The sequence below is a fragment of the Bifidobacterium sp. MSTE12 genome, from assembly GCF_000513015.1.
Lineage (GTDB): Bacteria > Actinomycetota > Actinomycetes > Actinomycetales > Bifidobacteriaceae > Bifidobacterium > Bifidobacterium dentium.
In genome coordinates this window covers 81,056-93,338 of the sequence record NZ_AZYA01000017.1, presented here as the reverse complement: position 1 = coordinate 93,338, position 12,283 = coordinate 81,056, and the positions used below count along the sequence as shown (strand labels likewise).

The window sequence follows — 12,283 nt, the reverse complement described above, 5'->3', positions numbered from 1 at the left end:
TGCGCCGCCTTCCTTCACGGGCAGAGGAATATCACACACCTTTCGAAACGTCATGCACCGAACCTCGACTCAAATACTTCACCGCAATCAGTTCCTTTGTCCCCTGCTCGGACATCCGACGCTTCCCCTCGATGATCTCCATCAACACATCCACCGCACGGGCACAGGTGGCGTATGGCCTCAGCGGAATCTCATCAAGCGGCGGATTCATCACTGACGCCTGACCGAAGGCACCCAACTGGATGACGGAGATATCCTTCGGAATGTCATAACCACGCGATTGCAAGGCCGACTTGAGATTCGACATCGCGATTAATCCAACTTGCCCGAGCACCGCAGTTATCCGCGGATCCGAAGCAAAGGCCCTTTCAACCACACATTCCATCTCATCAGCGTCACCGGTATCGATTACATCGCACGTCAGCCGCATACCGGCCTTCTCAGCACAGATCCGCACCGAATCACGCGTACGGATCAGAAAGTTCACGCCCTGCTCGTATGCATGGGAGTTCGCACCGAGAAACAGTACATGACGATGCCCGGCCTTCATCAGTTTTTGTACCGCCATCTCCCCCATCTGCTCGAAATCCAAATCCACCGCATAGACTCCATCCAAATCGTCAGGGCATCCAATCGATGCGACTGGCACCCGGGATGTCTTCGCCGCGCGGGCACGCGGGTCGCTCATCGCAACATCCAACAGCAGTACTCCATCCACCAAACCGGAGTCGGACATGCGCACCAACTCCTCGTTCTCATCCTCACCCATCAGCAACAACACGTCATAGCCATAATGGCGCAGGCGACGGGCCACCCCGAAAAAGAACGGCGACCAATCGCCATATGCCGTCTCGTCACTCATCGGAGAACTCAGCGCGACGAGCCGCGTTCTTTCCCCACGCAGCATGCGGGCACCGGCATTGGGAAAATAGTTCAGCTCGCGGGCGGCCTGCATCACCTTGATCTTGGTTTCATTCCGCACTGAACGCTTGCCACTCATCACATACGAAACCGTACTGATGGAGACCCCCGCGCGCACCGCAACATCTTTGATTCCCGCCATCAACACCCCTTATCACGAGATGGTCATCATCCATGATGCCGTAAGCATACTGTCCTACAAAATTTGTAGTCTTGTCTTGCGTAGATTTTCAAGTATTTCGACGGATTTCGGATATAATCAAAAGAATTGACGAATGCGTCATCCGGCAATCTTCGCGCCATTTTGCAAAGGAGGAGGGGCAATGAGCGTTGCAGCGTGGTCTCAGTTTTTGGAAGCCCAATCCGGCTCTGGCCCGGACACCTCCAGCACCAGCATCACCGCACGTGACACCACGTCAAAGAAAACCTTTGAAAAACGCAAGCGCATGAGTCAGGAAGAGCGGCATCTGCAGATTCTGCAGGCCGCAGCCAAGATCATCGCCATCAAAGGGTTCTGGGGTATGTCGCTGCAGGATATCTCAGACGAGCTCGGCATCACCGAAGCCGCACTCTACCACTACATCTCCTCGAAAGACGATCTGCTCAACATGGTGCTTTCCGAAGGCTATGACACTCCGGATGCAGATGAATACAATGCCGTGACCGCTGCGGTGATCGACGCTGACGGACATCGCGTCTACTATTATCCCCGATATTGCCTGAACATCGTTCGCTATAACCTGCAGCGTCCGGAAATGGTGCAACTCTATTCCGTACTCAACGGTGAGGCGCTCAGCCCGGAACACCCGGCACACAGCTTCTTCATCGGCCGCCATATGCGCAACTGGGAAATGATCTGCTCCATGAATTGGATACTGCCGGAGTACGTCGACGAGGAGCGCTTCTACGACCTGTACACGCTTGCCATGAGCGCGATGGACGGTCTGCAGTACCGCTGGCTGGGCGACGATTCAATGAACCTGCTTGAGCAGTGGATTTCGATTTCCGACATCATCTTCCCGCCGAGCGAATGGGCCGGATACACCGATCCGAGCGAATACGAGAGCGCCAGCGCAGGTTGCCTGCTACCGAAGACGCTTTCGGCACGGCAGTAGGCAACCTGCATATTCGGGCTGTTCACAGTCAACTTCCACATGGGGCCACCAGCCCGATGGCCCCACAGCAGTCCGGATGGATTCCGCGCATATCAGAACACGTTGCATCTCATATACGCTACCCACTGAAACCGATACGGGATGTCCCGCAGAATCAGTCCTGTGGGTAGGAATCGTCGAAGAAGCGGCGTTCCAGATGCACGATGGTGCGGAATACCTCGGCTTCCGGACCGTCGATGGAGCAGTATTCGTTGACCAGCGCGATGAGATCGCCGACCCATTTGCGGAAATGCGCGCCTTCGTGCAGGTCGACCCATCCCTTGTGTGCCGGGACCTGTTGCACGACCCCGGCGTCGACCGTGCGCTTGGCCCATGCGAGATACAGCCATTCCATGCAGCAGATCGCGGTGATCAGTTCCGGCCAGCTCTTATCGGACAACGTATCGAGGTACGCACCGTAATCTCTGTTCGCCTGGGTCTGTTCGGTGTCGTCATACTCCTGCTGGCTGACGTGGTAGGCCTCGAGGAAATGCTGGAAATACGTGGCCTCGTTGTCCGCGAACCATTGCGACTGGGCGGCGAGCATGTCCTTGGTTTCCTGACGCGGAGCCAACTTGATGAGCCGGGCCATCATGCCGTTGTTGTAGAACTTGAAATCCTGAATCAAATATGATTTCAATATCTCTTCCGGCAGGGTGTCATCCAACAGCTCGTTGACGAAACGCGAGTTGATGGCTTCTCGCCAATCCTCGGTATTCAGCATGTACATCCGGTCGGCGACGGAGTCCGACTCCGCGCCCAACCAAGCGTAGTCGCCGCGCGCCGGCTCCAGCGCTTCGGGTACGTGAATGGTCATGATTTTCCTTTCCTTAGTGATGCCGCCGACGGATGCACCGCCTACGACATGCATAAAGGCACGGGAAACAAGAGAGACGTCCGTGCGCCGGCATTACCCGGTATACGTTCAAACGGTCGAAGCGGATGCTTCCTCTCAGCCTTGCGGCCCCCGTGTCTGTGCCCGATAATACACGGGCATATGCGCCCTTATGCCGGAATTTCACATACCGGCCAGCAGAATCCCATTGCGATCATGTGAACGGGAATGATCAACCTTACGTTGAAAACCGAGGTGGTGCCATCCCCGGTACCCCCAGTAGGGAGCCCAAGAAAACGGCACCACCTCGAAATCAATCCGCCTCTGTACACGCTACGGACATATCACGCCGCAACCCAAGAAAATCAGTACAGCTCCTTGAAGATCTTGAGCACGCGATCGTAATCGAGCGGCACGAAGCAGTTCTTCATGAGTCGCTCCTGCGTCTTGATCACGCGATCGGCGAATTCCGGCAGATCCTGTTCGGTCACGCCGTACTCGTGCAGCGCCTTCTTCGGCAGCAGCTTGTTGATGAGCGTCTCCAGCTCGTCGTACACGTCGGCCACGTCGCAGCCGAGAATGTCGGCGATGAACTGGTTCATCTTGAGGATCTCGCCTTCCGGCTTGATCTCCATATAGTTGCGTAGCACGCCGGTGAACATGGCGTAGTTGGATTCGCCGTGGGGCACATGATATTTTCCGCCCAGCTGATAGCTCAGCGCATGCACGGCAGCGCACCCGCCGGTATCGAAGCTGATGCCCGCATAGTCGGAGGCGATCAGGAAGTCGCGCATCAGTTCGTTGCGCTTGGCGCGGCGCTCCGGCGAACCGGCGGGACCGGCTTCGGCAACGGCCTTATAGCCGGAGATGATCATCTTCATGGCCTCATAGCCGAACATGCGCGTGTATGGCGTGGAGTTCGGCGAAAGCGTGGATTCCACGGAGTGCACGAGCGCGTCGAGCGAGCTGGTGGCGAACACGTGATCGGGCAGTCCGTAGAGCAGCTCCGGCACGAGCACGGCATCGTCGGCGAACATCTCAGGGCCTGCGATTCCGGCCTTGCAACCTAGGCGCGTACGATTGATGGCCGCGATTTCGGTGACCTCCGAACCGGTGCCGCAAGTGGTCGGCACGAGCACGAGGCGTACGGAGCGCTTGAAGTCGGGCAGATGGTCGATTACGTCGTCGATGGAGGCACCGCCGGCCACCGCCACGACCTTCGACATGTCCATGACGGCACCGCCGCCGACTGCCACGATGCGGTCATAGTCGAATTTGCCCGCATCCGCGATGAATTCGTCGATCATCACATCGGTCGGCTCCTGCGCGCCGTACTTGTCGACAAGAATCACGTTCGCACCGTTTGCATACGGTTCCAGGAACTGCTTGTAGATCACTTCGATGCTGACCAGCAGGTCCTTCGGTCCGAGTTCGAACGATGCGAAGAATTCCTTGACCGTATCGTAGGTGTAGATGTTGTCGGGTCCGACCGTCAACAGTTTCATGATGCGTCCTTTCCAAAACGTTGGCTGCAACCGCGCCCATTCCGGCGATTGCAGCCAACTCTATGCCTGTTTGCTTGAGGGTTCGTTATCGGCGATTTCGTTCGCCCGCAACGATTGCGTACTTACTTGGCGCTTTCCTCGACGATGATCTCCTTGAGTACCGCCAGCGCTTCGTTCAGCTCGTCATCGGTGATGACCAGCGGCGGCAGCAAGCGGATTACGTTGCCGTTGATGCCGCAGGTCAGCATGATCAGACCTTCTTGGATGGTGCGCTTGGCGATGCGGCCGACCAGCTCCTTATTCGGCTCCATGGTGCCCGGCTTGACGAATTCGACACCGATCATGGCGCCGCGGCCGCGTACTTCGGCCACCGCCGGCACTTCGTCGACCAGCGGACCGAGTACGGATTCGACGACCTCACCGATATGTGCGGCCTTTGCCGGCAGATCCTGCTCCTCCATAATGCCGATTGCAGCGAGCGCAGCGGCACAGGAGACCGGGTTGCCACCGTAGGTGCCGCCGATGCCGCCAGGCTGCACGGCGTCCATGATTTCGGCGCGACCGGTCACGGCCGCAATCGGCATGCCGCCGCCGAGTGCCTTGGCGGTGGTGATCAGGTCAGGAACGACGCCGTCGTACTCGCAGGCGAACCATTTGCCGGAGCGGCAGAAGCCTGCCTGAATCTCGTCGGAGATGTACAGCACGTCATGCGCGTGAGCCCATTCGGCCAATCCAGACAGGAAGCCTTCGGCCGGCACGATGAAGCCGCCTTCGCCCTGAATCGGTTCGGCGATCACGGCGGCCACGTTGGCGGAACCGACCAGCAGCTCGATCTTGGCGGCGGCGGCCTTCGCGGCGGCCGCACCGTCCGCACCGAAGTCGTCGCGCAACGGATAGGAGAACGGTACGCGGAAGACGTCGGGAGCGAACGCACCGAAGCCCTGCTTGTACGGCATGGACTTGGTGGTCATGGCCATGGTCAGGTTGGTACGGCCGTGGAACGCATTCTCCATCACTACGATGGCGGAGCGGCCGGTGTACTTGCGGGCGATCTTGATGGCGTTCTCAACGGCTTCGGCGCCGGAGTTGACCAGTACGCTCTTCTTGGCAAAATCGCCCGGAGTGTGTTCGTCGAGCTTCTTGCACACCTCGATGTAGTTGGCGTACGGGGTGGTGGCGAAGTTGGTGTGGGTGAGCTTAGCCACTTCCTCCTGCACGGCCGCGACGACTTCCGGCGCGCAGTTGCCGACACCGGTCACGGCGATGCCGGAGGCAAGGTCGATGAAGCGGTTGCCGTCCACGTCGGTGATGGTGGAGCCGCTTGCGGTCTCGGCGAACACCGGCATGCCCTGGCCGACGCCGGCGCTGACATAGCGGGTATGTTCGGCCTTAAGGGCTTCGGACTTCGGGCCCGGAATGGCGGTGACGATCTTGCGTGCTACCTGTGGGACTGACATGATGGCTTCCTTTCGATCCGTTCCTCATCACTGTTGGTTGTCACGTTAGAAAGTTTGCCCATAATTTGTTATAGACGAGTTGTCGAAAATATCGTCAAAATATAGACGAATCCGTTATGATTCGCTGTCGGCCGGCTAATCTGAAGCCATGGCGATTACCGTACGCAATCTGCTTGAGCAACGCTCCCTCAACCTACGACTGGCTGTGGAAGGTTCCGGCGCGACGCTGGACTCCCCCATCTCATGGGTGCAGGTATCCGAATCAGCCGACCCAACCACATATCTGGAGGGCGGCGAGCTGTTACTGACCACTGGTCTGGTAATGCCGGACGGCACGCCCGACGCGGCTCATCGAGAATATGCCTCCCGTCTTGCGGAGATTGGCGCACGTGGAGTCGGATTCGGTTTGGGCATCCAGCATGAACATGTGCCGCAATGGCTCATCTATCAATGCGAAGCGGTCGGCCTGCCCTTGTTTACAGTGCCATTGGCGACACCGTTCATCGCCATCTCCAAAACTATCGCGCGCGGCATCTCCGATGATACGCATCGCAACGTGGAACGAATGTACCGCAATCAGCAACGGCTGCTCCGTAGCGTGCATTCGCTCGATCCGGTGAGCACGATCATCTCGCGTCTGGCCGAACTGATCGGCGGCTGGACCGCACTGCTCAATCCGGCGGGCGGCATCATTGAATCTTCCCATCACACGCTGCCGGTCGACATGGACTCCTTAAGCGACGTGCTCGCGTTCAGCGTACTCGGCGAGGCGAAGTTCACGGTGGCGAAAGGCTACGACATTGCGATTTTTCATGTGGCCTCTCCCAACCGACAGACACTGGGCTATCTGGTCGCGGGTCGTAAAGGCGAGCGCGGCGCCATCGACCATCCGTTGGTGGCGGAAGCCGCTTCACTGTTGTCTTTGGCCGTGAACAGCGAAGCGGCATCCAATCGTGCGCTCACGCACCTGCGCTCCAGCATGACCAGGCTGTGCCTGGAAGGCGAATCGCAGTCGGTGCGTCGTTTCGCGGACGACGTATGGAACGGGCTGCCGGTGCAACCGTTGGCCGTATTGCGCATTATCGGACAGCAGGATGCGTTGGAGGATGCCGGCCGGCTGTTCGAACCGTTCCGACGTACGGTGGCGAAGAACGACAATCGTGTGGTGTTTGGCATTGTGGACGGCGATATGTGGGCGATCGTATCGCAATCGAATGCGGCGATGTGGACGCAGCAGCTGACCCGCACGGGTCGACTGACCGTGGGCCAATCCTCAGGTGCGACCTGGATCGATATGCCCCGTGCGCGACATGAGGCATATCAGGCGGGCGCGGAGGCACTGACCAGCGGCAAGGCGCTGGTACAGTACGGCGACGGCGAGGGCGGTGCGACGCTGGAAGGCGTGGTGGAGCCGTCGCTGATGCGTGCGTTCGCGGATCTCAAACTCGCGCCGATTGCGAATCTCACGTTCGACCTATCAACCGGACCGCACACCAAGGCGGGAACGGCACGAACGACGGAAGCCGCACCAGCAACGGAATCGTCAAGCGACGAAACGGATTCAGGCACGCAGGTACGTGCCATCGACGTGCTGTGGGCATGGCTGCAAAGCCGCGGCAGGACCGAAGAGGCCGCGCGGATGGCCGGCATGCATCGGCATACGCTGACCAAATATCTGGGAGTCATCGGCAAGGAGCTGGGTGCCGATCTGAACGATCCGGGCACTACCGCGGAACTGTGGTACGCATGCCGGTTCTCACGGTTTGGCGGCACGCTGAAGTGACATTCGGAGCACAACGGCGTTGCACGGCGGCAATCAGCGAATCGGCACTTTCTCCAAGCCATCGACTTCGGTTTCGAAGGCGTAGTAGGCTCCGATCAGGCCGGCGTTGTTGGTGTGGCGGCAACGCTTCACGGACGTGCGGAACGAATCCCATGCTGGAATCTTGTCAAGTGCCGCATTGACCAACGGCAACAGCTGCTGCTCACGGCAGACGCCTCCGCCCAACAGCACGCATTCGGGATCGGCGACCGCGGTAATGTTGAACACGGCAATGGCAAGATAGTCGATCCATTGATCCACGATTTTGCGCACATGCGGGTCATCCAGCTTGTGGAACAACGTCGCCGGCACGATAGACCCGGAAGGCACGTCCAATTCCTCCGCATAGCTTTCGGCCAGCACGATGGTGGACAGATAGTTTTGCAGGGTCTGAAACCCTCCGTTTTCATAATTCGGAATCATCATACCGAGCTCGCCGGCGCGCCAATCCTTGCCGCGTCGAATCTTGCCGTCAAGGAACAGGGCGCCGCCGACGCCGGAATCGATGGTGATCAGCGCGAAATCATCGAGCTTGACGGCATTGCCACTGAGTTTCTCCGCCATCGCAGCACAATTCGCATCGTTTTCCATCCATGTCGGCACCGGATTATCGAGATATTTCTGCAGCTCTTTGCCGATTTCATGCTTATACAGCATGCCAAGCGCGCCAGCGGTGACGGCCAGCTGCCTGTCGATATCGATGAATCCGGGCATGCTCATGGCGATGCCGTCGAGCGGGAAACGTTGGTTGTTGGCGATGTGCGCGAGTGCCCGATAGAAGGATTCCGCACTGTCCACCGGCGTCGCGATAGTGCCGGGGATGCCCATACGGCCGTCTTCGAAGACCACATAACGGGTGAAGAACGTGCCGATTTCGAATGCCAGGATATGCTTCTTCGCCGTCATTTCGTCATCTAACCCGTCTATGTTCGCCCGATGGTGCTTCTTCATTGTAGAACCATCCCCGACACTCGCGCACACCAACCTATAGTTTGATGACGTTGACGCCGTACGGCCTGAGTTCGATCGCATCGTCGATGCGGCCGCCCGACAGCAGCTCCTCACCGCCGTTGAGTTCGCTGACGCACAGGCGCTTGTCGGTGTTGCCGTTGTTGATGAGGAACGCATAGCGTGTACCGTCATCGGCGTAGCGCACCGACAGACTCACATCTTCCGGGGTGTCGATTGGTCCCAAGCCCAGTTCGCTCACGATTGATGCCATGAAGGCATCCATGCCGGTTTCGTCGAGCGGAGTGCCGACGAAGTAGGCCTTGCCGGAGCCGAAATCGTTGACGGTGAGCGCAGAATGGCCTGCGTAGAATTCGCTGCCACCATAGGTGGCGAGCCGGCGTGCACCTCCGCGATGGATGATGCTGGCCACGATCTCGCCCGTGGCGTCGACCATGTCGCCGTGCACTTCGATGGTTTCGTTCGGCGCGAGTGCGTCGATCTCCTCGACCCATACGCCCATGAGCCTGCGGAGCTTGCCAGGATATCCTCCCGGCACCACAAGATCATGCTCGTCATGCAGACCCGCCATATAGCCGGTCACGAAGCTACCGCCGTCGGACACGTAATGTTCCAACGTTTCGGCAACGCCCGGCAGCACGGTGATGAGTGCCGGCGCGATGACCAGATCATACTTCTTGAGCTCATCGAGCGGCGTAGTGCTTTCGATCATGTCGACGGGCACATTGCGGCGCCACAGCGCACGGTAAAAACGATGCACCTCGTTCGGATACGAGAAGCCGGCAGTCGGGCCGACGCAACCTTCGAGCGACCAATAGCTCTGCCAATCGAACATGATGGCGACTTTCGCGCGAATCTCGGAACCCATGATCCACTTGCCGATGCGCGCCAGTTCGTCGCCGAGCGCCGCAGTCTCCTTGAACACGCGGGAATCTTCGGTGCCATCGTGCGCGATGACCGCGCCATGGAAGCGTTCGCAGCCGCCGATGGACTGCTTCATCTGGAAGAACTGCACGGTGTCGGCACCATGCGCCACGGCCTGCCAGCTGAGTTTTCGCACTTCACCGGGGCGCTTGACCTTGCAGAACGGGAACCAGTTCTGCTGGTTCGGAGTCTGCTCCATGAGCATGAACGGCTTGTTGCCGCCGATGCCGCGCATGAGGTCGTGGCACATGGCGGTGAAGCTCGACGGAGTGTCCATGCCCGGGTAGTTGTCCCAGCTGACCACGTCCATCTCCTTGGCCCATTCAAAGTAGTCGAGATCCTTGAACGTGCCCATGAGGTTGGTGGTGATCGGCGTGACGGCATCGTATTCACGAATCGCGTCACGTTCGTTCTTGTAGCATGCGAGCTGCGCCTGGCTTTGGAAGCGACGATAGTCCATCTGCAGGCCGGAGACCACGCATTTGGCGTCGCCGATGCCATCGCCATAGCTGACGGGTGGCACCACGTCGGCCCATTCGGTGATGGTGTGGCTCCAGAAGTTGGCGCACCACGCCTGGTTGAGCGCTTCGACGGTGCCATACTTGGCCTTGAGCCATGCGCGGAAGGATTCCGCACACTGGTCGCAATAGCACAGGCCGCCGCCTCCGCCGTATTCGTTGCACACATGCCAGTTCACCAGACCCGGAGTGCCGGTGTAGCGTTCGGCCACATGTGCGGCGAGCGCGCGGGACGCTTCGCGGAAGTACGGCGAGGTCGGGCAGAAGTTGTGTCGGCCTCCGAACACGTGGCGAGTGCCGTTCTGTTCGGTGCGGATTACTTCAGGGTGCAGGCGCACCATCCAGCCGGGCAGGGCCGCGGTGCCGGTGGCCATCACGATGTTGAAATCGTGTTTGACGAGCAGCGCAACGATCTTGTCGAGCATGGTGAAGTCGTAGCGGTCTTCGGCCGGCTGCAGCAGCGCCCACGAGAACACGTTGATGGTGACTTCGTTGATATGGGCGTCTTCGAGCATTTCGATGTCATGCTCCCAAGTCTCCTCCGGCCACTGTTCCGGGTTCCAATCGCCGCCGAACAGGAAGTGGTCATAAATCGGCTTCATCTGGTTCTCCTTCTTCAGACTGAATCTTGTATGTGTTCACTTGGCAACGGCTGCCGTTACTCATCGGCGACGCCACTGCCTGCCTGATAGTGCACTTCGTTGAAATCGACGACGCCGTCACCATGCGCATAGACGCCAAGCAGGATTCCGGTGAATCCTCCGGCGTTGGTGAAGCTCAGCACTTTGCCGGGAACATTGCCGAGCGTGGTTTCGTCGGAAGCGGTGCCGACGGCGAAAGTGTAGCCGTAATCGTCACCTCGGACGATCAGTCGTACCGGTCCGCCCGCTGGCACATGCACACCACCGACCCGTGATATCAGACCCGCATTGTGTACGGTTGCATCGATCGCGACGGTATCGGCTTCGGCGGCATGCACTGCGATGGTCATATAGTGGTTGGCATTCGCGTAAATCGCGATGCCGGCCGTTCCGGAGACAAGTTGCGTCGGATCGGCGATGGTCGCCGTGAATGCACAACGGAAATCGGTCTGCCGTGTGCCGATCATCGGCGCTCCCACCTCCAAACCGAAATCCTGCCGCGCGGCCGTGACGGTGATATGCGAGCCCGCATCGTTCATCGTAAAGCGATGCGCCTTGTCGATGCTCGGTGTGATCCATGCGATCTCATGCTCCAGGGCCTCGCCGCAACCGTCGAGAGGGCAATCGTAGGACTGGTCGGCAAGATCGGGCCAACCGTCCTTCCACGTGAACCACACTCCATACGGCTCACGGCCAAGCCAGCCTTGGGCAGGATACTCGTCGTTGTTGCGCGTGCCATGGAACACCATCAAGGTTCGATCGGCATCGAAATGGGCGCAATCGCAGTGGCCGATGGCCTGCAGGGTCAAATGTGTGCTGCGGTTGGTGATCAGCGGATTGCCCGGATACATCTCGTACGGCCCAGTCGGACTGGACGAGCGGGCGATGTTCTCCATGTGCCCGGATTCCGTGCCGCCTTCGGCCCACATAAGATAGTATGTGCCACCGCGCTTGTACATGTGCGGGCCTTCCGGATTCGATCCGGTGATGCCCCCGCAGATGCGCTGACGTTTGGTCAGCACGGTTCCTGTGGCGACATCGATGCGTGACAGATAGATTCCCGCGGGTTCGCGTTCACCGTCGTCATCCGGCTCGGAACCTTCGTTGCCGCAGATGTAGACCGAACCGTCGTCATCAAAGAACAGACTGGGATCGATGCCCGGCCATCCCTCCACCCAGATCGGATCGGACCATCCGTTATGCGGATCGTCGGTGGTGAGGATCATGTTGCCTTTGTTGACGTTGGTGACGATCAGATAGTATCGGCCGTCATGGTAGCGCAACGTCGGCGCGTAGATGCCTTGGCTGTTGCCCATGGATTCATAGGGGAACTGGGACTCTCTGTCCATTGCGTTGCCGATACGCCGCCAATGCTCGCCGTCGGCGCTTTCGAACACGGGCAGTCCCGGAAAGAATTCGAAGGAACTGTTGACCATGTAATACGTACCCTGAGGGGTTTCGCAGATGGTCGGATCCGGATGGAAACCTGACGCGATACGCTTGGCTTCGGTTACGTTGAAAAGGGTCATTGCAGGGA

At 59.0% G+C, this 12,283-nt stretch carries 9 protein-coding genes and 1 riboswitch; of the genes, 2 read left to right on the top strand and 7 right to left on the bottom strand.

The window, feature by feature from the left end; genetic code table 11:
- Positions 1-31: 31 nt before the first annotated feature.
- Positions 32-1,063: a LacI family DNA-binding transcriptional regulator gene (locus tag HMPREF1494_RS04880; RefSeq protein ID WP_034520324.1), complete on the bottom strand. Its 1,032-nt coding sequence runs from the start codon at positions 1,061-1,063 to the stop codon at positions 32-34.
- Positions 1,064-1,244: 181 nt separating this feature from the next.
- On the opposite strand from HMPREF1494_RS04880, the gene HMPREF1494_RS04875 reads away from it, so the two are divergent.
- On the top strand, positions 1,245-2,036 hold the full coding sequence (locus HMPREF1494_RS04875) for a TetR/AcrR family transcriptional regulator (protein ID WP_003838318.1): 792 nt from the start codon (positions 1,245-1,247) through the stop codon (positions 2,034-2,036).
- 154 nt (positions 2,037-2,190) lie between these two features.
- On the opposite strand, the gene HMPREF1494_RS04870 is transcribed toward HMPREF1494_RS04875, so the two are convergent.
- The 3 genes from HMPREF1494_RS04870 to gabT form a co-directional block, all read right to left on the bottom strand.
- Positions 2,191-2,892 carry a TenA family protein gene (locus tag HMPREF1494_RS04870; protein WP_003843746.1) on the bottom strand — a complete coding sequence of 234 codons (702 nt, stop codon included), beginning with the start codon at positions 2,890-2,892 and terminating at the stop codon, positions 2,191-2,193.
- 61 nt (positions 2,893-2,953) lie between these two features.
- A riboswitch (TPP riboswitch) is annotated at positions 2,954-3,056 on the bottom strand.
- Between the two features lie 219 nt (positions 3,057-3,275).
- Positions 3,276-4,415 carry a 4-hydroxybutyrate dehydrogenase gene (locus HMPREF1494_RS04865; protein ID WP_034520319.1) on the bottom strand — a complete coding sequence of 380 codons (1,140 nt, stop codon included), beginning with the start codon at positions 4,413-4,415 and terminating at the stop codon, positions 3,276-3,278.
- 122 nt (positions 4,416-4,537) lie between these two features.
- Positions 4,538-5,872 (bottom strand): 4-aminobutyrate--2-oxoglutarate transaminase, encoded by a 1,335-nt coding sequence (gene gabT / locus HMPREF1494_RS04860; RefSeq protein WP_034520315.1) that lies wholly within the window; start codon positions 5,870-5,872, stop codon positions 4,538-4,540.
- A 148-nt stretch (positions 5,873-6,020) separates the two neighbouring features.
- On the opposite strand from gabT, the gene HMPREF1494_RS04855 reads away from it, so the two are divergent.
- Positions 6,021-7,655, top strand: a complete 1,635-nt coding sequence (locus tag HMPREF1494_RS04855; protein ID WP_034520311.1) for a PucR family transcriptional regulator — start codon at positions 6,021-6,023, stop codon at positions 7,653-7,655.
- A gap of 33 nt (positions 7,656-7,688) precedes the next feature.
- Here HMPREF1494_RS04855 and HMPREF1494_RS04850 read toward each other — a convergent pair whose 3' ends face one another.
- The 3 genes from HMPREF1494_RS04850 to HMPREF1494_RS04840 form a co-directional block, all read right to left on the bottom strand.
- Complete coding sequence (locus tag HMPREF1494_RS04850) at positions 7,689-8,600, bottom strand: ROK family protein (protein WP_003843775.1); 912 nt, start codon at positions 8,598-8,600, stop codon at positions 7,689-7,691.
- Positions 8,601-8,679: 79 nt separating this feature from the next.
- Entirely contained in the window at positions 8,680-10,707 is a 2,028-nt protein-coding gene (locus tag HMPREF1494_RS04845; RefSeq protein WP_034520307.1) for a beta-galactosidase, read from the bottom strand.
- A gap of 56 nt (positions 10,708-10,763) precedes the next feature.
- A complete protein-coding gene (locus HMPREF1494_RS04840; protein ID WP_034520303.1) occupies positions 10,764-12,275 on the bottom strand; it encodes a glycoside hydrolase family 43 protein in 1,512 nt (503 codons plus the stop codon).
- Positions 12,276-12,283 lie beyond the last annotated feature (8 nt).